Origin of the sequence: Vitiosangium sp. GDMCC 1.1324, from assembly GCF_003044305.1 — a bacterium.
Lineage (GTDB): Bacteria > Myxococcota > Myxococcia > Myxococcales > Myxococcaceae > Archangium.
This window is the reverse complement of record NZ_PZOX01000001.1, coordinates 278309-301703: the sequence shown is the minus strand read 5'-3', so window position 1 is coordinate 301703 and position 23395 is coordinate 278309. Positions and strand designations below refer to the sequence as shown.

At 69.9% G+C, this 23395-nt stretch carries 15 protein-coding genes and 1 pseudogene; 10 read left to right on the top strand and 6 right to left on the bottom strand.

Annotated features, from left to right (window positions below):
• Positions 1–10: 10 nt before the first annotated feature.
• The gene (locus DAT35_RS01085) at positions 11–2191 is read right to left on the bottom strand and encodes a restriction endonuclease (protein ID WP_369945012.1); all 2181 of its coding nucleotides are present in this window, start codon (positions 2189–2191) and stop codon (positions 11–13) included.
• Positions 2192–2320: 129 nt separating this feature from the next.
• On the opposite strand from DAT35_RS01085, the gene DAT35_RS01080 reads away from it, so the two are divergent.
• Positions 2321–4504, top strand: a complete 2184-nt coding sequence (locus tag DAT35_RS01080; RefSeq protein ID WP_108064991.1) for a PQQ-binding-like beta-propeller repeat protein — start codon at positions 2321–2323, stop codon at positions 4502–4504.
• A gap of 52 nt (positions 4505–4556) precedes the next feature.
• Here the strand turns inward: DAT35_RS01080 and DAT35_RS60455 are convergent, their stop codons facing one another.
• The gene (locus DAT35_RS60455; protein ID WP_233261239.1) at positions 4557–5120 is read right to left on the bottom strand and encodes a hypothetical protein; all 564 of its coding nucleotides are present in this window, start codon (positions 5118–5120) and stop codon (positions 4557–4559) included.
• Positions 5121–6004: 884 nt separating this feature from the next.
• Here DAT35_RS60455 and DAT35_RS01065 point away from each other — a divergent pair.
• A complete protein-coding gene (locus DAT35_RS01065) occupies positions 6005–9442 on the top strand; it encodes a VIT domain-containing protein (RefSeq protein ID WP_108064989.1) in 3438 nt (1145 codons plus the stop codon).
• 63 nt (positions 9443–9505) lie between these two features.
• Here the strand turns inward: DAT35_RS01065 and DAT35_RS01060 are convergent, their stop codons facing one another.
• Positions 9506–10414 carry a hypothetical protein gene (locus tag DAT35_RS01060; protein WP_108064988.1) on the bottom strand — a complete coding sequence of 303 codons (909 nt, stop codon included), beginning with the start codon at positions 10412–10414 and terminating at the stop codon, positions 9506–9508.
• Positions 10415–10472: 58 nt separating this feature from the next.
• On the opposite strand from DAT35_RS01060, the gene DAT35_RS01055 reads away from it, so the two are divergent.
• Positions 10473–11507, top strand: coding sequence for an alpha/beta fold hydrolase (locus tag DAT35_RS01055; protein WP_108064987.1), 1035 nt, complete (start codon positions 10473–10475; stop codon positions 11505–11507).
• Positions 11508–11541: 34 nt separating this feature from the next.
• Here the strand turns inward: DAT35_RS01055 and udk are convergent, their stop codons facing one another.
• On the bottom strand, positions 11542–12180 hold the full coding sequence (gene udk, locus DAT35_RS01050) for a uridine kinase (RefSeq protein ID WP_108064986.1): 639 nt from the start codon (positions 12178–12180) through the stop codon (positions 11542–11544).
• Between the two features lie 339 nt (positions 12181–12519).
• Between udk and DAT35_RS01045 the strand changes: the two genes are divergently transcribed.
• Complete coding sequence (locus DAT35_RS01045; RefSeq protein ID WP_108064985.1) at positions 12520–13464, top strand: hypothetical protein; 945 nt, start codon at positions 12520–12522, stop codon at positions 13462–13464.
• 417 nt (positions 13465–13881) lie between these two features.
• Positions 13882–14763 (top strand): hypothetical protein, encoded by an 882-nt coding sequence (locus DAT35_RS01040; RefSeq protein ID WP_158501503.1) that lies wholly within the window; start codon positions 13882–13884, stop codon positions 14761–14763.
• Positions 14764–14801: 38 nt separating this feature from the next.
• Here DAT35_RS01040 and DAT35_RS01035 read toward each other — a convergent pair whose 3' ends face one another.
• On the bottom strand, positions 14802–16448 hold the full coding sequence (locus tag DAT35_RS01035) for a DUF692 family multinuclear iron-containing protein (protein ID WP_108064983.1): 1647 nt from the start codon (positions 16446–16448) through the stop codon (positions 14802–14804).
• A gap of 140 nt (positions 16449–16588) precedes the next feature.
• On the opposite strand from DAT35_RS01035, the gene DAT35_RS01030 reads away from it, so the two are divergent.
• The 5 genes and pseudogenes from DAT35_RS01030 to DAT35_RS01015 all read left to right on the top strand — a co-directional run bounded on the left by DAT35_RS01030 (position 16589) and on the right by DAT35_RS01015 (position 21136).
• Positions 16589–17239 (top strand): TetR/AcrR family transcriptional regulator, encoded by a 651-nt coding sequence (locus DAT35_RS01030; protein WP_158501502.1) that lies wholly within the window; start codon positions 16589–16591, stop codon positions 17237–17239.
• Positions 17240–17287: 48 nt separating this feature from the next.
• A pseudogene (locus DAT35_RS62290) lies at positions 17288–18607 on the top strand (YhgE/Pip family protein); the annotation flags it as partial.
• A gap of 223 nt (positions 18608–18830) precedes the next feature.
• Positions 18831–19286: an ABC transporter permease gene (locus DAT35_RS62285; protein ID WP_369945066.1), complete on the top strand. Its 456-nt coding sequence runs from the start codon at positions 18831–18833 to the stop codon at positions 19284–19286.
• Between the two features lie 145 nt (positions 19287–19431).
• Positions 19432–20571, top strand: coding sequence for a dipeptidase (locus tag DAT35_RS01020; RefSeq protein WP_158501501.1), 1140 nt, complete (start codon positions 19432–19434; stop codon positions 20569–20571).
• Positions 20572–20650: 79 nt separating this feature from the next.
• Positions 20651–21136 (top strand): hypothetical protein, encoded by a 486-nt coding sequence (locus DAT35_RS01015; protein WP_108064979.1) that lies wholly within the window; start codon positions 20651–20653, stop codon positions 21134–21136.
• Between the two features lie 27 nt (positions 21137–21163).
• Here the strand turns inward: DAT35_RS01015 and DAT35_RS01010 are convergent, their stop codons facing one another.
• On the bottom strand, positions 21164–23392 hold the full coding sequence (locus tag DAT35_RS01010; RefSeq protein WP_108064978.1) for a SpoIID/LytB domain-containing protein: 2229 nt from the start codon (positions 23390–23392) through the stop codon (positions 21164–21166).
• Between the last annotated feature and the right edge of the window lie 3 nt (positions 23393–23395).

Sequence of the window (23395 nt, the reverse complement as noted above, 5' to 3'; positions counted from 1 at the left end):
CGCGAGGACGTCAGGTCGTCCCGCCTTCCGGCGAGCCGCCCCCCGAGGAACCAGGCCCGCTGGAGGGCTCCGGCTCCGAGGGCTCACGAGCCCCCTCGGCGGCGGACTCCGCGTGCCTGGCCGCCGCCCGGGCGGACTCCTCCGCGGCGGTGCGCTGGGCCTCGGCCGGAGCGGCACTCTCAACACTTGGGAATGGCGACTGCCACTCGGCGGCCGTCCTCGTCGCCTCACCCGGAGCCGCGATGGCCTCGGCGGGTACGGCCTCGGCGATGGGAGCCGGCGAAGGGGCCTCGGCGCCAGTCACGGCCCCCTCGGCGGGCGTCACCCCCGCGGTCGTGGCCTCGGCGGCACCCTCGGCGGGCGTCACTCCGGCGGTCGCGGCGGCGGCACCCTCCGCGGGTGCACCGGCCTCACCCGGTGCGCCCTCGGTCCGGCCACCCCGGCCGCGACGACCCCGGCGGCGGCGGCGGCGGCGCTTGCGCTCACCCGCGGCCGCGCCCTCACCCGCCGCAGCACCCTCGGGCGGAGCCCCGTTGACGAAGGCGCTCGCTGCCTCCAGATCCTCGTCCTCGCCCTCCTCCTCACCCTCCTCGCCCTGCTCCTCCTCGGAGATGGCGGCGGGTGCGACGGCCTCGATGGGCGCGGCGGCGACCGGACCGGGCTCCCCGGCGGCCTCCGCCTTCTGCGCGGCCTGAGCAGCCCGAGCGGCCTGCTTCTCGCGGCGACGCTCCTCGCGGCGCTCCTCCCGCTCGCGCTGACGCTCCTCGCGGCGCTGCTCCCTGCGCTTCTGGGCCGACGTCTCCTCGCCCCCCTCGGCGGGCGCGGCGGCGGCCTCGGTCTCCTCGCCAGCCTCCTCGCCTTCCTCGGCACGGGCCAGCTTCTCGCGCTGGCGCTCCTCGCGGCGCTTCTGGGCCTCGTCGGCCTCGAGCCTCGCCACCTCGAAGAAGCGCTCATCCACGTCGTACAGCTCCACCGTGGTGACGCTCACCGCGGCCTTCGCCTCGAGGAACTTCTCGCCGAGCGCATCCCCGCACCACAGCATCACCAGCGAGCCGCTCGCCTGGGCTTCGGTGCGCGCATCGCCCCGCACGTCCCCGGCGCATGCCAGCAGGCCCACCTGGGCCGAGTAGTGGCCGAGGTCCTTGCGCAGCTCCTGCACCGCCTTGCGGTCCAGCGACGGCGAGCCCTTGAGCATGCGGATGGCGTAGCGCAGGTCCACGCTGCCCTCACGCTTGCGCGCGGTGAGCAGCGGGCCCTCCTTGGAGCGCTTGGCCACCTTCAGCTCGCGGAAGCCCAGGGCGTGCATCATCTTCACGACGGACTTCTCGAAGGTGCCCACGTCCAGCTCGCCCAGGCGCTTGCGCAGCGCCCGCGCCACGGCCTTGCGCGCGTCCTTCACCGCGGTGCGCGCCACCGTCAGCAGCGCGGCATCGGCCTGGGCCTCGGGAGTCGCGGCGGCGGCGGCACCCGCCCTCGGCAGCACCGGACGCCCGTCCTCGAGCGGAATCCCCAGCGCCGCGGCGAAGGCGGCCTGCAGCTCCAGCGGCGGCGCCTCGCTCGGCGCACCGGCCCGCTCCAGCGTCACCGCCCCGGTCTCCGTCGAGAAGGAGAACTGCGGACGGCGGCCCGCGTCGATCCGGCGCTGGTTGTCCTCCAGGAGCGCGGTGAGCAGCAGCTCCACCGTGGTGTCCTCGGCGGCCAGCTCCTTGGTGCGCGCCTGCTCGAGAATCTGCTCCGGCCGCAGCGGCTGCTCGGCCTCGCTGAGAATCTCGAACACCACCTCCGACACCGGCGGGAAGCGGCGGCGGCGGCCACCCCGGCCTGCCTCCTCCTCGTCCTCCCGGCGGCGCTTGCGCTCACTGCCCCGGCCCGCCACTCGCACGTTGTCCGAGCGAGATTCCGGGTGACGCTCGACCGGCCGCAGGGGGGGCAGGCCTTCCTCTGGATGCGCCTCCATCACTCCCGTCAACGCCAGCGCCTCGGCATCCTCCGGCAGCGCCCAGTCGGCGAGCGCGAAGGTGTCCTTGGCGGTGACAATCACCTTGCGATCGCGCGTCCGGCGGGCCATCGCCGCGAGCCGCGACAGCATCGTCAGCTCGGGCGTCTTCCCCACGTGGGACAGCAGGTTCTGAGCGATCGACTTCTCGGTGATCTCGAGGAAGGTGAGGGGTCGTCCTTCGCTCTCGAGCACACGGAGAGCGGCCTCATAAAAAGTCATCGGCGATTCCCCAACAATTTCAAACGGTTACAAAAATGTAGGTCCGTATAGGCGGCGGATGCTAGCCATCGCTATTCTGGGTTGTCAACGAATGGGGAAGGGATGATCCGCTTTCGCATCGGACATCGATGGAAGCGCGAACCCGCGGACCCGCCACACGATTCCGTGGCGCTGGATCTGGACGGGGTGAATGTGCTGCCGGGTGCCGTCGAGGAACCGCTCGTGGAGGCGGTGCCGGCGCTGGTGGGCGCCGTGGCCACGCTACACGCGGGGGGGCGGCTGGCCCAGGCGTCGCTGGCGGAGGCTCACCTGGAGCTGGTGCTGCGACGTTCAGGAGCGGACATCGAGCTGCAGGTGGCGAGCCTCTCGCGGCCGGCCCGGCTGCTGCGGCCACCGCTGAAGCTGGACGCGGAGGAGCTGGCGGAGGCGGCGCGGGTGTGCGGACAGGGCTTCCTGGACGACATGGCCCGGGTGGCGCCCCGGATGCTGCCGGAGACCCACGGGCAGGCGCTCGAACGGGCGCTGAGGCAGCTGGAGGAGCCGCCCCGCCACCCGGAGGAGCTGCGTCCCCAGCCCTTCACTCGGCGAGTGGCGCCCCCCACCCTGCCCGGCTTCGGCTTCGCGCTGGAGGACGCGGAGGACGTGCTGCGCCGCTCGGCGAGGGAGAAAGGCCCGGCACTGGCCTCGCTGCTGTGCCCGGGAGAGGTGTGGCTATCCCTGCCGGAGAGCCCGGTAGCGTGGCGAGCACCGGGGCCGCCCTTCCTGACCGCGCTGGAGCTGGCCCGGCAGGCGGCGGAGCTGGCGCGGGCGGTGGAGCTGGGCGAGCCACGTTACAGCTTCGAGCCCTCGGGCCTCCGGCCGGAGCTGATGCTGGACTTGAAGACGGGAGAGGCTCGACTGGGCGGAGCTACCTTCCCCCTTCAGGGCAAGGCGCTGGTCGCGGCCATGTACCACCTGGGCCAGGCCCTCGCGGTGGCCATGTCCGAGCGTGAGCGATCCCTGGCGAACAACCCCTACCTGGTGGAGCTGACGGAGCGCTGCCGCGAGGGGCTCTCGCACCTGCGCGAGGCGGTACAACCCGCCGAGGAGAGCGCCGCCGCGGTGGCGAGGAGCGCGCCGTCGGCTGGGAGCTCGCGCCCGTTGAAGGTGCCGGGGCGACTGCGCCGCCTGCGCTTCGAGAACCTGTGGGAGCAGCGCAAGCTGACGGACGCGAGCGAGGGGCGGCTCATGATGGGGCGCCAGGGACTGGTGTACTCGTCACCGCGGATGGCGTGCGCGTTCGATCGCAAGACGGGCAAGCAGCTGTGGCGAAGGGCGGCGACGCATGGCGTGGCGGCCTCGGCGGATGGCTACAGCCTCGCGGCGAGCGCCGTGCGAGTCTGCGGCTTCGAGGGCAAGGGCGCCGGAGCTCTCTGGCTGCGCAACCACGATGGCCTGCGCCTCGGCCCGCTGCTGCTGCGGCAATATGGGATGCTCTTCACCCTATCCGATGACCGGGTGGCACTCGCCATCAACGAGGTGACGGGCCGGGAGATGTGGCGCCTGGCGCCTCCACGCACGCGGCGGAGCTACCTGGGCATCCACGCCCACCGCGCCCTGCTGGCGACGGACTCGGGCTACCTCTACGGGCTGGGCATGGCGGATGGACAGGTGCGCTTCCGCATCAGCGCGTCCCTGCCCTTCCTGGGGCCCCCGGTGCCGTGGGGCCGGCGCTTCGTGGCCACGCTGGGCCAGGGCTCGAACTTCGCCCTGCTGTTGTCGGACGCGCATACCGGCGAGGCGGTGTGGACGTACGAGACGTCACTGTCGCTGCCCTCGACACCACTGCCGAGCGGGAAGCGGGTGTACGTCGCAGGTGAGCTCGAAGGCGAGGGCGTGCTGCTCTGCCTCGATGCGAACGGGCAGACGCGGTGGCAGCGGGTGCTGCACCTGGGGCCGGGACCGTTCGCGCTGGCGAGACTGCCGGGCGCGGTGCTGGTGACATCGGCGCTGGGAGCGGCCGCGAGGATCAGCGACGCGGGCGAGGTGGACTGGCGCGTGGGCGCATCGGGCGAGCAACTCACCCGGGCGCTCCAGCCCATCATCTCGCGAGGGGTGGTGCTGGTGCCGGGCGAGCGCGTGCGCGCGGTGGATCCGGACAGCGGCGACGTGCTTGCGGAGGTGCGGGCGGGAGCGGGCCTGATGGCGCTGCAGTCCGACACCCGGCTCAACCTCTACTTCCTGGACGAGCTCGGAACGCTCTCGGCCTACCGGCTCGGCTCGCACTTCGCGGTGGTGGAGAATTGAGCCCGCGGAAGGCCCGGGACCGAGAACGCGTACCGGTCACCTCCGCCCAGGACTACGGAAAGTACGGATAGCGCGCCAGCACCTTCCCGTCTGGCGATACGGCGTACAACTCGAACCAGTCGAACGTGAGGTTGAATCCGGGAGCATACCCTCCACATTTCTCCACACGCTGGTTGATCTGGACAAAATAGATCCCCCCCTGCTCGCCGACTAGTACCTCCATGGCCTTGGCAGAGTGGGAACAGGTTCTCGCGTATTCCTTTGGGAAGCTTGCCAGCAACTGTTGCAGCGCAGCATGGGCCGCGAGGACAGCAGGGCCATCCAACGTGGCCAGCGGGCGAATCTCCTCGGGCCAACGAATACCTTCTGCAACGGTAGGCCAGCGAGCAGCAGGCCCCCCATCCAAACCCGATGGGCTCGGCTGGGAAACAACCGTTCCCCCATCCAAACCCGATGCGCTCGGCTGGGAAACAACCATTCCCCCATCCCCCCCTGAGCTGCTGGGTTGGGAAACAACCGTTCCTCCATCTACTCCTGATGTGCTGGGTTGAGGAGTGGCCGTTCCCCCATCCGCCAGGAGGGCCATGAGAAGAAAGAAATGATAAGGGTTCATCATGGAATCATGATCCAGGGCTCTTCTACCATTTCAGTTCGGGTGAGCATCGTGGCGAAAATGCTCGGGTTCCAAACATGCCGGATGACTGGGGCTGACAGATTGCCTGGAACTCCCAGCTCTTCGTATCTTCACTCCATCGGAATACTTCACCCGCTGGATTCCACCTGTAGAAACGAGGCTCGTCTTTGTGTCCTGTAGCGAGCCAAGCCCATGCTGGAATCAACTGTCCTTGTGAATCACGTGCCAGTCTACCGCTGGGGCTTGTCGCGTAGGACACCACCACCCAGAATCCTTCACCTGTCTTCAGCTCGGGGAAAGCGACCAGATCTGGGCTGCTCATCAGGGTTGCGCAGGGGTGGTTGTGGGCAAAACCAAAGACAGGCAAGTCTCGGCCGAAATCTGCATCCTCCACCCCGCCGAAGGGGGGCTTACACGAGCTGCGTTCACCTGTCAGATCTCGGATGGGCCATGACACGCGCCAATCTTCCGGCGTCCTGTAGATTGCGACGCAATACTCGGCTGCATCGGGGCGCGGATACCCCGTGTTCGTATCACAGGCATCCGCCGCTCCCGGCAAGGTCATCAAGGCTCTGAGCGTGGGCAGTACCAGATCGTCTGGAACACTGGCTGTGTCCGAGACAACGATAGGAACGTTCTCGTGCATCCAAGGACCGGGCGCCACCGCCTGATCGAGACTTCCCTCCAAGTTGGGCAGCTCGGTCCGCAAGTAGTAGAGCCTGGAACCCGTACACGCCAGGATGAGTGTAAGCATGGGGATGAAGAGCCGCCTCATTCGGTAGATCCTACTACGGATAGAACCACCGCCCAGCCCACGGCCCTGCGAATCGGCTAACGTCGTCCCCCGCATCAGCATAGGGGGACTCATGCAACCGCAGACCGACCGCATCACCCAGGGCACGCTGCGCACCTCGACCGGCCAGCCATTACCGCTCGAGCACACGGACGTGAAGGCACGTCTCGCCGGGCCCATGGCCAGCGTCGAGCTCCGGCAGGTGTTCCGCAACGACACCGGCGGGCCCATCGAAGCGGTCTATCTCTTCCCGCTGCCCCACGAGGCCTCCGTCTACCGGATGAGCTTTCAGATCGGCGAGCGCACCGTCCAGGCCGTCATCAAGGAGAAGGAGGAGGCCCGCCGCGCCTACCAGGCCGCGTGCAGCGAGGGCCGCAGCGCCACCCTGCTCGAGCAGGAGCGCCCCAACCTCTTCACGCTCTCCGTGGCCAACATCCCCCAGGGCGAGAAGATCGAGGTGATGCTCGGCTACCAGGAGCGGCTCGCCTTCGACGACGGCGAGTGGCGCTTCGTCTTCCCCATGGTCTCCACCGAGCGCTACCAGCCCGGCAAGCCCATGGCCTCGGGCGGCACCGACCAGGTACACGATGGTGCTCGCATCCGCCCTCCCCGCCCCGCGTCGAAGGACCGGGCGGGCGACATCTCCCTCGAGGTGGAGCTGCACCCGGGACGCGCCATCGACGCACCCCGTTCGCCCTCGCACCAGGTTCTCAGTGAGCCCCTCTCCAGCGGCTGGCGCGTACGGCTCAGCCCCGCCGACTCCCTGCCCAACCGCGACTTCGTGCTCGCCTGGCGCGCCGCGGAGCGCGGGGTCCGGCCCCAGGTCTTCTTCGAGCGCAAGGCCGACAAGCCCGGTGCCTTCATGCTCGTCGTCACCCCGCCCCTCGAGGCCCCTCCCGACGCCGCCGAGGCGAAGTCCATGGGCGGCAAGGCCGTACGCTGCGGCAATTGCGGCGGCACGCTCGAGGACCCCGGTGCCGTCCGCGAGGTGCCCGGCATCGGGCCCGCGTGGCGCTGTCACTACTGCGGCGCCGTCGTCTCCGCCTCGCGCCAGAGCCCGGGCCGCAAGGTGGGCCTGCCGCGCGACGTCGTCTTCCTCGTGGACCGGTCCGCTTCCATGCGCGGCGGCAGCCTGCCCCAGGCCCGGCGCGCGGTGCGGATGATGCTCGACAAGCTCGGGCCCGAGGACGCTGTGCAGCTCCTCGCCTTCGACCATGACCGCGTCCCAGCGGACGGGCTCGGCGAGGCGTTCCTCCCCCTCTCCCCCGAGACGGTGGGCCGCCTCGACTCGTTCCTCGCCGGACTGTCCGCCCGCGGAGGCTCCGAGCTGGAGGAGGCCCTGGAGCGCGCCGCGAAGCTGCCGGTCCGCGAGGGACGCACCCGGCTCGTGGTGCTCCTCACCGACGCCGCCGTGGGCAACGAGGGCCGGCTGCTGCGCCGCGCCCCGGAGCTGCTCGGCCGGGACACCCGGCTGTACGTGCTCGGCATCGGGCCCGCGGTCAACCGCTACCTCGTGGAGAAGCTGGCCCGCGCGGGCGGCGGCGCGAGCGACGTGCTGCTGCCCACCGAGGACATCGAGACCGTGGTCCCCCGCTTCGCGCGGCGCGTGCGCCAGGCCGGGCCCGTGCTCTCCGAGCTGCGCCTGTCCTGGGAGGACGCGCTCCCCGTGGACGTCTACCCGAGCCCCATCCCGGACCTGTTCGGCGGCCAGACCGTCCAGGTCATCGGCCGGTTCAGCGGCTCGGGCCGGACCCGGCTCGTGCTCACCGGCAAGACGGCCACCGGCGAGCCCTTCCGGCAGGAGGTGGACGTGGACCTGCCCGACGAGTCCGATCAGGTGCCGGGCCTCGAGCGGCTGTGGGCGCGGCTGCGCATCGACTCGCGCCTGGAGCGGCTCGCGCGTGAGCCCTCGGAGGCGGCGGACATCCGGCTGGAGGTGCTCGGACTGGCGCTCAGGCACTCACTGCTGAGCCCGTACACGGCGCTCGTCGCCGAGGACAGCGAGAAGCGGGTGAAAGAGCCTGCCCGTCGCGTGGACGTCGTCGCCGCCGCTCCCGCGGACGAGGACGGGACCCTGCGCAAGAAGAGCCCGTACACGGCGTCCACCACGGGCGGGCCCATGCTGGACGGTCTGGAAGGAGAGGAGGCGCCGATGTCCGCGGAGATGGCGGACGAGGATGCCATGTTCAGTGAGCCCGAAATGCCTCCAGGGCTCGCGGCCCCGTTCGACGACGAGGATGACCCGATGGCGGTGACCGGCTCGCATGGCCGGCCCATGGCGCCTCCGATGCCCGCCGCCCCGCCCGCCACCTCCATGGCCCCTGGCGGAGCCCCTCCTCTCATGAGTCCGGCCGTCGCTCCACGCCCGCCCCCACCCGCTCCGAGGTCGGTGTCGAGGCCGCCTCCTCCGAAGCGGGCGAGGGAGATGGCCCTCTCGGAGGAAGAATCCGAGGCCAGGGCGAGCCCGGCGAAGAGCCTGGGGGGAGTGCTCGACTCGCTCAAGCGCATGGTGACGGGACGCAGCGAAGAGGCCACCCCACCACCCCGACAGGGCACGACCCGGCGCGGCGGCATGGCCCTGCGCTCGGATGACTCGGACACCTACTCGAAGGAGCAGATCGACTACGCGGCGAAGAAGGGCGTGGGCGAGCTCGACCTGGTCTTCCTGGTCGACGAGACCGGCAGCATGGGCGCCTACATCGAGGAGGTGAAGAGCCGGCTGCTGGAGATCATCGACGCGCTCGAGGGAGCGCCGCTGTGCCGCAGCCTGAGGCTGGGCCTGGTCAGCTACCGGGACCACGCGCCGCAGGACGCCACCTTCGCGAGCCGGGTGGTGCCCCTCACCTCGGACATCGGCTCCATCCGCCAGGGCGTCGAGCGCATGCAGGCCTCCGGTGGCGGCGACGGCCCCGAGTCCGTCACCGATGGTCTGTACGATCTGGTGCGGCTCGACTGGCGGCCGAAGGCGGCCCGGGTGGTGGTCTGGGTGGGCGACGCGCCCCCGCACGGCGTCGAGCCCTCCGGCGATGGCTTCCCTCAAGGCTGCCCCTGCGGGCACCACTGGTACGTGCAGGCCGAGAGCTGCCGCGAGATGGGCATCACCATCTACTCGGTGGGCTGCCTGCCGGGGCTGCGCGGCTTCGCCGGAGCCGAGGACGTGTTCAAGACGGTGGCCCGCACCACGCGCGGTCTCTACCTGCCGCTCACGCAGGCGCCGGTGCTGGTGCCGCTCATCGTGGGAGCCGCGGAGTCGGAGCTCGACCGGCAGCGGCTGGAGGAGCAGCTCGCCGAGGTGGTCACTCAGCACGAGCAGGTGCTCGCACAGGCCGATGAGCAGGAGCGGGTGCGTTACCTGACGGAAATGCTGCAACAGCAGATGGTCCGGCCCCGCACGATGGTCTACGAGGAAGGCCAGTCCACTCCGCCGCCGCTCAAGTTCCGCGACCTGGTGCCCGAGGACGTGGAGGCGGGCCTCGACGCACTGAGGCGGGCCGGCCGGACCACGGTCTGAGCAAGGCAGACGGCACGAGGCAGGGGCCCGAATCACCTCATCGGATTCAGGCCCCTGCGCGGGCTACTTCTTCTGCGCGGCCTTCGAGGGATCGATCTCCTCCTCGGGACGCTCGGAGACCTCGGCGCCCTCCCACTTCTCACCCGCGCCGAGCCGCCACCCGGAGGGCACGTCCAGCTTCCACACGTAGCTGGCCGCGGCGTCGCCACCCGTGGACGAGCGCGAGCTCACGTTGAAGGTGATCTCCATCTTCTTCACCTCGCTGGGCACCAGGTCCATGTCGTAGTGGCCCAGCACCATCTGCGGCGGGAACTCGGCGATGAAGCGCTCGGGGAAGTCGATCTTCATCGACGGATCCTCTCCCGACATCTCGCCGATGAGCTTCCCCTTCTCGTCCGTGAGCTTCCACTGCGTCTTGAAGGAGGCGCTGGTGACCATCTTCTTCACCTTGCCGTCCTGACGCTCCTCGCGCTGCGCGCCCCAGAGCACCAGCTGCAGCCGCACCTGCGGCTTGTTGAGCACCATCACCACGTCCGAGGACAGCACGTCCAGCCGCATGCCCTTGTCGGTGGCGCTCCACTGCGGCTTGTAGCGGCCCTCGCGCATCTGGTCGAACACCTTGCGCGTGTACTCGTAGAAGGCCTTCTTGTCCTGGGCCCGATCGTCCTTCTCCGCGCGCTTGTCGAGCTCCTCGAGGTACGCGTCGAACTCCTTGCCCAGCTTGTAACGGTTCCGATACTCGGTGACGTCCTCGAAGTACGCCTTGAAGAAGGGAGCGACCTCCTGCCGGTACGAGGCCTCGTCCGGATTGGTACGCAGCCACCCCACGCGCTCCAGGTAGTCCTTCTGGAGGCGGGTGAAGTCCGCCTCTCGCTGAGCCGCGACTGCCTTGGCGCTCGCGCTCCGGTAGGACATCACCGCGGCGAGGACGATGCCGGCGATGAGGACGATGAGTCCGAAATAACGCTTCACGCGAAGATGCTCCTGTCTCTATGGAATGACGGCCTTAGTGATATGAGACCTCTCCAGCGTGTACCAGACCACCGGCAGCTTCGCGTTACCGGTTGCACTCCCTCTGGAGGAGGGCGGCCTGCTGGGCGGAGCCCAGGTCGCCTGGTGTGCTTACGGTGAGCGCTCAGACGACAATGTTGCGGTGCTGCTGCACGACCTGGTGCAGTCGCATCAGGCTCTAGGGCCCGCGGAGGAGGCGGCCTTCCGGCCCTCGGGCTGGGGCACGGAGCTCGTCGGTGAGGGGCGGCCGCTGGACACCTCCACCCTGCACGTGGTGGTGCCCAACCTGCTCGGCAGCCCCTTCGGCTCCACGTCACCGGTGACGGTGGATGCGCGAGCGGGGAAGCCCTATGGCGCGGCCCTGCCCACGGTGACGGTGACGGACATGGCGCGCACGGTGGCGGCGATGCTGCGCGGGATGAAGGTGGAGCGCGCTCGGGCGCTGGTGGGCGTGGGGCTCGGAGGGCTGGTGGCGTTGCAGCTCGCGGCGCTCTTCCCGGAGCAGGTGTCGGCGGTGGTCGTGCTGGGGGCCGCGAGGACCCTGCCAGAAACATTGCGCGAGCGGCTCGGCCTCACGCGGCACCTGCTGCGGTTGGAGCCGGACTTCCGCGAGGGCCACTACACGCCGGGCCAGGGCCCCAAGCGGGCGCTGCGCAAGCAGTACCTGGACTACCTGCGGCTGGTGCACGGTCCCCATTCACTCCGCGCCACGTACCCGTCACCCGACGTCGCCGAGCGGGCGCTGGAGTGCGAGGCCGACGCCTTCTCCGAGACGTTCGACGCGAACACCTGGGCGCTGCTGTGCACGGCCTACGTGGGGGGAGACGTCACCGAGAGCCTGCCCAAGGTGCGGGCACCGGTGCTGCTGGTGGCGGGAGCGGATGACGCGCTGGCGCCTCCTTCGCGCGTGCGGGACACGTACCACCTGCTCAGCGCGGCGGGAGTGCGGACGCACTACCACGAGCTTCCCGCGCCGTGCGATCACTCGGGCCTGTTGACCCAGGCGAAGCGGCTGCACGGCCCGATGAGGGACTTCCTGCGCCGCCGGGGCTGAGCCCATCCGAGGCGCCGCCAGCTCCTCCGCGGTGTCACCGCTGCGGTGCGGGGGCCTGGAGCAGCCTGGCGCGCAGGGCTCCCACGATCATCCCGATGGCGATGTCGTTGTTGCCACCCTGGGGAACGATGATGTCGGCGTGGTGCTTGGAGGGCTCGATGAAGCCCTTGTGCATGGGACGCACGTGGCGCAGGTACTGGCTCACCACCGAATCGAAGTCGTACCCGCGCTCGTGGATGTCGCGCTCGAGCCGGCGGAGGATCCGCAGGTCATCGTCGGTGTCCACGTAGATGCGCACGTTCATCTCGTCGCGCACCTGCTTCATGTGGAGCACGAGGATGCCCTCGATGAGGATCATGTCCCCGGGGTCCACGCGCACGGTGGCGCTCTGGCGGTTGGAGGTGACGAAGTCGTAGACCGGCTTCTGGATGGGCCGGCCCGCCTTGAGCTCGCGCAGGTGCTCGACGAGCAGCTCCGTGTCGAAGGCGTCTGGATGGTCGAAGTTGACCTCGCGACGCTCGGCGAGCGTCATGTCCGACAGGTCCCGGTAGTACGAGTCCTGGTCGATGAAGGCCACGCGGCAGTCAGCGAGCGCATCGCGGACCTTCCGGGCGACCGTCGTCTTGCCAGAGGCGGTGCCACCGGCGATTCCAACGACGAGGGGTGACGACATGGGCGCGAACTACCGCAGAGAGCGGGCCGGGCGCAAGGCTCCGTCGGGAACCCGACACTGTCTCCCCTCCGCGTGGCGCGCGGCCCCTTCCCCCGAAAGCCTCTGACACCCGTCGGAGGCACCCGTCGGACGCTCTCCTGCCTCCCCCTAAAACCCACACAAACCGTGTCGATTGCGGAACACTCCCCGTCAAAAAATCATAAGCCACGATTCTCAATTCCAGTGGCAAAGTTAATATGAAGGTGGAGCATATCTTCCTCGCCCGCCCGCCCATGAGGCTCCCCGGTGCCGCGCACACCCTGCGCGCCCGGTCGCCACCCCTGCCTCCGGGAGGAAGACATGAATACCGGCTCGATCGAGGTTTCTCGTCTGGGGTATCTGGGCGCCGCGCTCCTGCTGGTGGTGGGCAGCGCTTGCGGCCCCGCGGAAGGTGCGTTCGAGCTCGAGGCCGGGGATGAGACCGGGGAGCTGGCCGAGGAGCTGAGAGGCGCCAACGGACTGTCCCTCAACGGCCTGTCCCTCAATGGGCTGTCGCTCAACGGACTGTCCCTCAATGGCCTGTCGCTCGAGGGCCTCTCCTCCGCCGAGTTCGACACCTGGTTCCAGGAGAACCCGGAGCTGCACAACCAGGTGATGAAGTACGTCGTCCGCTGCGCCGTGCCGGCCGGGGTGACTCGCACCTACACGTCCGCCTCCACGGGCATGACCCGGACCTGGAAGGGGAACCTGGGCCTGGCGCCGGACTGGACCAACGGCGCGCCCGCCACCGTGGCCGAGCAGCAGATCGTCTCCGCCTGCCTGGCGGCACACGCCGACAAGTACGGCGTCCACACCCGCATCTCGGTGCTGGGCCGGGGCGCCACGGGAGAGGCCATCCCCTACACGTCCGAGGAGCTCCAGAGGTTCTCGGAGCGGGAGGCCTGCTTCTTCGGCAACCTCTTCACGGATGAGGGCGTCTTTGTCGGCAATGACGGGCGCCCGCTCAACAACCGGGAGAGCACCACGCGCGCCTGCGCCCTTTCCTCCCGCCGGAACGACGACAACCAGGAGTGTCTGCCGATCGTCCGCGTCGAGCGCGACTGCGCGAGGTTCTGCACCCTGGACGCCTCGCGGAAGTTCTACGTGTCGTGCACGTACAACGGCGTCGAGTACCCGGTCATCACGACGCGGCTCCGCCCCGCGGACATCTACACCTGCGGGGACGACGTCTGTCAGCTCACCGAGTCGTGCGGCACCGGCCATACGCCCGACAACTGCGGCGTGGATTGCGGCCGCTGCCAGTGAGCCCCAGTAAGGGCTCCCCTGACACGAGGGCATGGGACTCCAGGACAGGTGTCTAGAGCCTGGCGGCCCCGAGAGGCCGCGGCAATCACCAGTGCACAGAAATCCTGTCAGGAACGCATCAACCCAAGCATTTCCATATCTACCTGCCTCCTCAGGAAACAAGCAAACCGGTACCTTGTTTCAAGAAAGCCAATCACCTCACCCCCGTCGTGTCTGGCTTCCGGAACGGGGCATCGCGCCCCGGCCGTATGACTTCTCCGCCCAAGAGGGCACGTCATGCAAGAGTGTGTGGTCACAATGTCTCGCCATGAGAAGGAAACCCCGGGAGCCCGATTCCCCCTGACGCTCCTGGGCGCGGTTCTCCTGCTCTCCTCCGCGGCCGCCTGCGGCCCGGTGTCTCCACCCGAGGAGACCCCTGTGTCTCCATCCGAGGAGATCCAGGAACGCGCCGCCCAGCAGCAGACGCTCTACGAGCTCAATGGACTGTCACCCAACGGCCTTGCCTTCAATGGCCTCGCCTTCAATGGCCTCGCTTTCAATGGCCTTGCCTTCAACGGCCTCGCTTTCAATGGCCTTGCCTTCAATGGCCTGTCCACCACCGAGTTCTCCTCCTGGTTCCAGACGAATCCCACCCTGGGCAACATGGTGATGCGGTACGTCATCCAGTGCGCCGTGCCCGCGGGGCAGACCCGCAGCTACACCCACCCCGGCACGGGTATCACCTATACCTGGACGGGAAACCTCGGGCTCGCGCCCGATTGGGCCAACGGCGCGCCCGCCACCCTCGTCGAGCAGCAACTCATCTCCGCGTGCCTGGCGGCCCATACCAACAAGTTCGGCGTGCGCGTGCCCATCTCCGTTCTGGGACGCACTGGACGCGGAGAAGTCATCCCCTACACCAAGGACGAGCTCGAGACGTTCTCGGAGAAGGAAGCCTGCTTCTTCGGCAACCTCTTCACGGGCCAGGGCCTCTATGTCGGCAACGACGGGCGCATGCTCCACCACAACAACAGCTCCGCACGCGCCTGCGCCCGCTCGGACGAGGAGGACGACAACCGCCAGCCCTGCATTCCCATCCTCCGCGTCCGGCTCAGGTGCGACAAATACTGCAAGAAGGACGCGTCGAAGGAGTTCTACGCCTCATGCACCTACAACGGCATCACCTACCCGGCCATCACCACGCGCATGAGCAAGAACGATGTCTTCAAGTGCGGTGACGGGGAGTGTCAGTACACCGAGTCGTGCGGCACGGGCGACACCCCCAACAGCTGTGGCAAGGACTGCGGCCCCTGCCCGTGAGTCCCAGCCCGGGCGGGCCAGGACCCGGGCCGTTCCGCTCAGCCGCGACGCAGCAGTCCGAGCGCCCTGCCCTCGGCCAACACCTGCGCGGGTACCTCCTCCACCGCCCGGGCCCCCCGCGCGAGCGAGCGCAACAACTCCAGCACCGACGGGGGCACCGTCAGGACTTCCAGGCTCCGGCTCTTGCGCCGCACGACGAAGGTCCACGGACCCCGGCCCGGACGCCGCGCCACCTGCGCGAGCGCCTCCAGGCCACTCACCTCCAGCACCTCGCACGCCCAGGCCCGCCCCGTGAGGTGGCGGCGCAGCGACTTCGCGGCGAAGACGAGCTCGGTGAGATCCACCGGGAAGGTGCCCACGCGCACGTCCTCGGCCAGCCCCACCTGCCCCGGCCCGGGCACGGGGGGTGGCCGCATCATGAAGCTGTTGGGCAGGAACGTCTCGAAGGAGACCGCCGCCGCCACACCCTCGTCCGGATGCTCGCGCAGGTGGCGCCGCGTCCAGGCCGCGAAGGCATGTCCCGGCGAGCGGCCCTCTCCCTCGAAGAGCCCGCGGAACTCCTGTGAGGCCGTGAAGACGCTCAGGTCCTCCCGCGTGCCCGCGAGCAGCAGCCGGGAGATCGGCCAGTCCCGATCGAGCGTCTCGGCCACCACCGCGAGGCGGAAGTCCGTCTCCGCCCGGGCTCCGTCCACGTCTCCCCCGGGCTCCGGCTTCGCGGCGTATCCGGTCTCGAAGAGGGCCCATGGCTCGCTCTCGCGGGAGAGAGGCGGCGCGGACTGCTTCACCGGAGTGAGCGCGAGCGGAGGCCTCGGCGCGGCGGGCACCCACTCGCGCAGGCGTCGCAGCGTGAGGAGGGCCACCTCCAGCGGGTGCCCATCCCCCTCGAAGGTGACCGCGCGCAACGAGGGACAGCGCGGAAGCAGCGACTCCAGCAGGCCGAAGAGCTCCTCGCGCACGGGCTGGGTGTGATCGTCCACGTAGTACCCACGCCCGCCCCGCCGGGTGATGACGCCACCAGCGATGTGGATCTCGATGATCTTGTCCAACGGGAAGCCGTCGAGCCCCGCCTCCAGCGGTAGCCCGGCGGCGAGCTGGTAGCTGAGCAGGTGCCCCAGATCGAGCAGCAGCGGCAGGCCGGTGCGCTCCTGCACCCGGGCCATGAAGTCGAGCACGTGCAGCTCGCCCCGCTTCGCGAAGGCGGCGGGGTTCTCCAGCGCGAGCGGCACGGACAGGTGCGATTGGACGTGGAGCGCGTGCGCCACGCAGTCCCGGACACCGGCCTCGGTGAAGGGGGGCGTGAAGTAGAGGTAGCCCGGGAACGGCTGCCCTCCCGAGTGCCACCAGCCGATGTCATTGCCCACCCACGCACTGCCCACCGCGCGAGCGTGCGCGTCCAGGTCCTCGAGCGCCTTCACGGGCTCCAGCTCGGGGCCGTAGAGGTTGAGGTGCACGGGGTGGAAGAGCACCGGCACCTCCTCACGGCGCTCCCACATGCGGGGGAAGAGCGAGGCGGACTCGCGCGTCTCGTCGAGCGACAGCGGCGCGCTGTACTCCACGAAGTCAAAGAGGCCGGGGGACTCGGCGAGCAACCGGTAGGGGTGCGGCTGATCCGCCGCGTCGAGGTTGCTGCTCAGGCCCAGCCCCCTCCAGGGGAGCGTCCAGGCAGTCGCGTCAGGAAGGCTCATGGGGCGTGAACCCTACAGCGGGCGCGGGACATTCTCAGTGCCTCGATGAAGGCGCACTCGTCCGGGCCCCTCTTGACATTGACCCGCCGGTCAATATCCTGCAGTGCGTCATTGACCCGATGGTCAATGGGGAGGCCGCCATGCCAGGCAGGAAAGCGTCGGAGGAGCAGCGCCGGGAGCAGATCCTCGCGGCCACGTTGAAGGTGGCGGCGAAGGAGCGGCTCGAGGGCGTGACGGTGCGGCGCGTGGCGGCGGAGGCCAGACTGAGCAGCGGGCTCGTCTTCTTCCACTTCGCGTCCAAGGACGCCCTGCTGGTGGCCCTGCTCGACTGGCTGATCGAGGCGCTCGTCGCCCGTGTGCGCGAGGTGCAGCTCCCCGAGGGGGCGCCGCGCGACCGGTTCCTCGAGCTCGTGCGCCAGCGCATCGCCCACCTGCCCGAGGAGCGCGACTTCGTGGAGCTCTTCTTCGACTACTGGGTGATGGGGACGCGGCACCAGGAGATGCGCGGGAAGATCCGTGAGGCACTCCAGCGCTACCGCGATGCCTTCCGGCCGCTGGCCGAGGAGCTCCTGGCCTCGGCACCCGAGCGATTCCCGGGCGTCACCGCCGAGGGGCTCGCCGCGGTGGCGGTGAGCTTCATCCAGGGCTGCGCCATGCAGTCGGTCATGGATCCGGGCCGCTTCGACGTCGAGCAGTTCATGTGGACCCTCGAGGCGCTGGTGGCTCGGGCCGAGTCCCAGGGTCTCCCGCCTCCACCCCCGCGCAAGCGCATCCCCGCGCCGCGGCGGTAGCGGCCTCCCTTCCCTCCTTCCTCTCGAATCACACAGGGGTGCATTCCCATGAAGAACCTTCGCAACCTGCTCGGGCAGCTCCGGCGGGTCTTGTCCATGGAGCTGGGCCTGTTCCGCGGCCGGCGCGCGCTGGTGCTGTCGACGCTCGGCGTGCTGGTCATCCCGACGCTCTACGCCGTCACGTACCTCTCCAGCGTGTGGGATCCCTACGGCCGCGCGGACCACCTGCCCGTGGCCCTGGTGAACCAGGATCGCGGCGCCACGTACCAGGGCACGCCCGTGCACCTGGGTGACTCGGTGGTGGACACGCTCGAGCAGAAGCACTCGTTCCGCTACATCCACTACTCCAACGCGGAGGAGGCCCGCGACGCGGTCCGCGAGGGCCAGCTCTCCTTCGCGGTCATCATCCCCGAGGACTTCAGCGAGCACGCCGTGGTCGGCAAGCACGCTCAGGCGGGCAAGCTCGTCGTCTACTACTCCGAGGGCAACCAGTACATGGCCTCGGGCATCGCCAAGCGCTTCAGCGTCGAGCTGGCGCATCAGATCAACGAGAGCCTCAACACGAAGCGGTGGGATCGGGTGCTGACGAAGGTCTCCAGCGCCTCGGAGGATCTCTCGCGGCTGCGCGAGGGCGTGCAGCAGCTGCGCGACGGAGCGCACCGGCTGGACGAGGGCCTCGAGAAGGCGAGCTCGGGAGCGGAGCAACTCTCCGGGGGCCTGAGCCGGGCGGCGGATGGATCCGAGCGGCTCGCCCAGGGAGCCGGACAGGTCGCGGGCGGCACGGCCCGCCTCACCGAGGGCATGGCGAAGCTGGGCGATGGCATCCGCACCATGAACGAGCGGCTGCCCGCGGACGAGGATCTGCGGCGGCTCGCCGACGGCACGGCCACGCTGGCGGAGAAGAACGCCGAGCTGGCGCGAGGGCTCGGGCAGCTCGAGCAGGGCGCGGTGAAGCTGACCGAGGGCACGGGCCAGTTGAAGGACGGAGCGGCGAAGGTGCCCTTCGTCGGGGGCCGCATCGCCGAGGGCGCGGGCCGGCTCCAGGGCGGCATGGGGCAGCTCCACGACGGACTGGCGAAGGCGAGCGATGGCAGCCAGCGGCTCGCGTCGGGCGCGACCCAGGTGAACGACGGCGTGTCGCGGCTCACGGGCGGCATGCAGCAGCTCGGCGCGGGCATCCGCACCATGGCCCAGAAGGTGCCGGACACGGCCACGCTCGACACGCTGGCCACGGGCGCCTCCACGGTGGCCCAGAAGACCGAGCTGCTCTCCGAGGGCATCGGCCAGCTCCAGGGCGGCTCACGCAAGCTCGCGGCCGGGCTGGGCCAGCTCGAGGACGGCAGCACCCGGATCGCCGAGGGGCTCGACACGCTCTACATGAAGATCCCCGCCCAGGTGCCGGCGCTGGAGGGAGATGCGCAGGGGCTCGCGGCCTCCGTCGAGCCTGTGACCGAGGCGGCCGATCCCGTGGCCAACAACGGCACCGCCTTCACGCCCTACTTCGTGGCGCTGTCGCTGTGGGTGGGCGCGGTGATGACGTCCTTCCTCTTCCACCTGCGCACGCTTCGCGCGGCTGCTGGGCAAGGCCGGAGTGCCCGCCGCCATCGTGCTCGGCCAGTCGCTGGTGATGACCCTGGGCGTGCACTTCGGCCTGGGCGTCCCCCTGCCCCATCCCGTGCTCTTCGTGCTGCTCGCGGCGACGGGCTCCCTCACATTCCTCTCGCTCGTGATGCTGCTGGTGCGCAACCTCGGGGACGCGGGCAAGGGAGCCGCCGTGCTGCTGCTCATCCTGCAGATCTCCTCGGCCGGCGGCGCCTTCCCCATCGAGCTGTCCCATCCCTTCTTCCAGGCACTCCACCCACTGCTCCCGTTCACGCATCTGATGAAGGCGCTCCGGGCCGTCCTCTTCGGCGCGTACGGCGGCCACTGGGCCGTGCACTACTTGTGGCTCGTGGCCACGGCGCTGACGGCCCTGGGGCTGGCGCTGGTGCTGGGCCGGTGGAAGTACGTCCCCGAGGAGCGCTACGCCCCCGCGCTCGACGTCTGAGCGACAATCCCCCCGGCGCTCCGGCATGCTCCGGAGCCGGGGTGATGCGATGGCCGTCCGAGGCACGTGGGTCTGTTCACTGGCGTTGATGGGAAGTCTGGGTTGCGCCGTCCTGCCGCCACCCGTGGAGGAGAGGGTCTCGGCGGTGGACCCACAGGTGGTCCGGGCCGATCTCCACATGCATGTGACCATGCGCGCGGCGCTCGGCCCCCTCTTCCAGGGCGAGCCCGGGGATGGCGTGCTGGCGGGCTCGCACGCGGAGCGCTTCGTCAACCAGGTGGACGCGGCGGCGCTGCGGCGGGCGGGAGTCCGGCTGATCCTCGCAACGGTGTGGCCACCTCCCGCCACCCGTCCCGGCCGGAGCGCGCTCGGCGAGGCCCTGCATCAACTGGCGGAACTCGAGGCCTTCGCCCGGAAGAATCCCGACTTCGTGCTGGCGCGCAGTGCCGAGGAGGCCCGGAAGGAGCTCGCGCGAGGGCAGCTCGTGCTGGTCCCCGCCGTCGAGGGTGGCGAGGGCATCCGGCGCGTGGAGGACGTGGATCTGCTCCATGCAGCGGGCGCGAGGTCCATCACCCTCGTCCACTTCTTCGACAACTCCCTGGCGGACGCGGCCGATGATCAGTTCGGGCCGGTGGTGGGAGGACTCACCAACGGACGGGCGGGAGGCCTGACGCCCCTCGGAGCGACGGCGGTCCGTCGGATGATCCAGCTCGGCATCCTGATCGACGTGGCCCACGCCAGTGACCAGACGATCTCGGATGTGCTCGCCATCACCGAACCCGCCGGAGTGCCGATCCTCTATTCGCACACCGGCGCGGGGTGGGCCGGGACTCGTTGCCTGAGCACGCCCCTCGCCCAACGGATCGCCGCCAGCGGAGGGCTGATCGGCATCGGCCTCTTCCGCTCCCCGTTCCAGGAGGTCCCCCAGGCCGAGCGCTGGGAGGGCTTCCAACCGGGGACCTGCGACGACGACATCGCCCACTGGGTGCACTACGCACGGCAGGCGGGCCCGGAGAGCGTCGTGCTCGGCAGCGACTTCAGCAGCGTCATCCTTCGCGCCCGTCCGGGAGGCGCCTGCGCTCGGGGCATCCGCCACGCGGGAGATCTGCCCGCCCTGTTCTCCGCGCTGGAGGCTCATGGCGTCTCACGCGAAAACCTCGATGACTCGGGAACCCGGGTGCTGCGCGTGCTCGATACGGTGGAGGCCCGGGCGGATTCCTCCGCTCGCCAGTCCGCCCGGTCCCTCGCCCAGCCACGAGACAACCTCTTCCTTGACTGGGAGTAGCGCCCGAGAGGCACCGGTAGCATATGATTGCTCGTCTGACCCCTACCCTTGCGTACATCACAGTCCGGCGAGCCGTCGCTTGCTTCCCATCGCCGGCTGCCATAACTCGCCCCGCATGCTCGCTCACTCGGTCGTGAATGGAACCAGGACCTGGACCACCCCGAACGGGGAGCTGCGGCTGTGGCAGCCCGCCCCGCACGTCATCGTGACGCGCTTCAAGGGGTCGATGTACGACGCCCATCTGGCCCACCTCGCGATGGTGAGCATCGAGGGCATCCTCTCCTCCTCGCCATCGAAGGTGGACATCTTCCATGACTGGGAGGAGATGGAGCTCTACGCGACCGAAGCGCGCACCATCATGACGGAGCGCGCCGTGCCGCTCGGGCCGAAGATCAACTCGCTCAGCGTGTTGTTCGGCTCGAAGGTGGTGCTGATGGGGGTGTCCCTGGCCAGCTTGAAGCTGGGCGGCATCCACACGTTCACCGGCCGGGACGAGTTCGAGCAGGTCATCCGGCAGGCCAGCGAGTCTCGGCCCGGCACGTACAAGCCCACCCTTCACGGGTAGACGGCCCGCGAGCCGTCCACCCCGGGCCTACCGGGGGACCGCGGTGGATCCGTAGGCCCGCTCGAGGATGCGCTCGGAAGCCAGGCCGCTCGTCTTCGCCGCTTCGACGTCGAGGCCCTCACCGTGGCCCTGGCCTCGTCCCTCGAAGACCACCTCCCGGTCAGCGAAGGCGGCGGTACGCGGACAGGCCGGGAGCTTCAGCGCCGAGCGCAACACCTCACAGGGTTGGGACTCGGTGACGTCGAACACGGCGCCGCCCTCGCGCTTCGTGTGCAGGTAGTGCACGCGTCCGTCCGCGAAACGCACCGCCGTCACGCCAGTACCCAGCAGGGACTCCACCTGGTCGCGCGGGCGCGTCTCACGCCAGGGCTCCTGGCCTCCCTGTGAGAACGGCAGCCACTCGCGCCAGCGGAGCGGAGGCAACTGGAGCGCCCGCTCCTCCTCGGGCTGGATGCGCACGGTCCCCTGGAAGGCCTGGCAATGTGTCGTGTCGCAGACAGGCCGGCCCGGGTGGCGGCTGTCCGCGTGCCGCTCGTTGTGCGCCACCACGCGCGCCAGGGCCACCATCGCCTCTCCCTTCAACGCCGCGTCCTCCGCCGCCACCACCCCCGCCGTGTATTGCAGGCGCGTGGTGCGGAAGACGAAGTCCGAGCCCCTCCTCGCCTTGAGCGCATTCGGGCTGGTGGGGACTCCCGGGGGCGGCTTGTAGGGCGGTGGAGGAAGCCACGTGAAGATGCCGGCGTAATCGCGGCCCGCCGGCACGTCCGGGAAGCGCACCCGCCAGGGGCTTCCGAGGCATACCGCCGCGCCTTTCGACACGAGCGGCTCCAGCTTCGAGAAGCCCTCGGGGATGGCGCGTGGCGAGCCGTCCTCCAACGTGAAGCCCGAGCCCCGGCACTGCGCCTCGACGGCTCCCGGCGGCACCAGCCCCAGCACCTGCACCTTCGCGGCATCCAGCCCGCTGCGCTTCTTGCGGACCTTCGCCAGCACCTCGGGCACCTCGTCCGCGAAGGCGCGCGGCATCTTCCCCGGCCTCGCCACCACCGCCACCAGGTCATCATCCACCGCGACGATCCACCCGAGCCTCGGCCGGCTGTCCGCATCCCTCACCGTGCCCGTCTTCGTCGCCACGCCCGCATAGGCCTTCGACGCGGGCAGCTCGGACAGCGTCCCCCGCGCGGCGTTGTCGGCCAGCACCGCCATCAGGTCCGGCCTCGCCTCGGCCAGCAGCCGGTACGCCTGGGCCAGCCCCCACGGAGAGAGGCGCAGCGTCGAGCGCAGCCCGATGGCGTCTGCCATGTCGAGGGGCTCACTGGACAGGCCCACCGCGGACAGCACCGCGCCCCAGGGGCCAAAGGACTTCGGCGCGCGCCCCTGCCCCTCCCAGTCCAGGAAGTACCCGTTGCACGAGCGCAGTAGTGCCGTCCTCACGTCCACCTTCCCGGGCAGCCGCTCGCCACAGGCCCACTCCGCCACATCCGCTCGCGGAGAGAGCACCGGCGGAGGCGAGGTGCTCCCGGCCACCACGAAGGGCTTCAGCGTCGAGCCGTAGGGCATCGCCGTCCGGATGTCTCCCTCGGCAAGCAGCACCTCGCCCGAGTGGCGGCTGAGCACCACCGTGGCGCTGGCCGCTGCCTGCACCGCCACTCCGGCCAGCTCGTCCACGGACAGCGGCACCGTCCAGCGTGCCCCGTCCTGGCACTGCCTCAACCGGCGCGTCAGGGCCTTCGGAAATCCCGCGTCCTCGTTCAGCACGCGCGCCAGCGCCCTGCGTGCTCGCGGCGTGTCCACGTCAGGGTTGTGCGCCAGCTCCGCCGAGGCGCTCGACAACGACTGGTAGGGCGCCTCCCGCCACTCGGACAGCTCGCCGCTCACCGCCAGCGCGAAGGCCTCGTGGAACAGCCGATCCTCCGCCGACGCCGGACAGGCCCACCACAGGAGCTGATGCGCCAGCTCGTGCCGGAGCGCCACGCGCAACCGCGCATCCAGCACTCCGGGCGTCCCCTGCCGTAGCTCCACCACGCCGGGCCGTCCCTGCCCGTTGCGCGAGGGCAACATCGCCTCGCCCCGTTGTAGAGCAATGGTGCCCGGTGCCCGGCCCGGCTCGCCCCCGGCCTCGGTCACGTAGCGCGCCTCGAGCGCCTTCCACGCGGCCTCGGCCTCGGAACGCAGCTCGGCCTCGGGCGTCACGTCTCCCCTCGTGAGGAAGACAGGGGTGGCCGCCAGCAAGGCGACCGTCACGGCGGCCCACCCCATCAC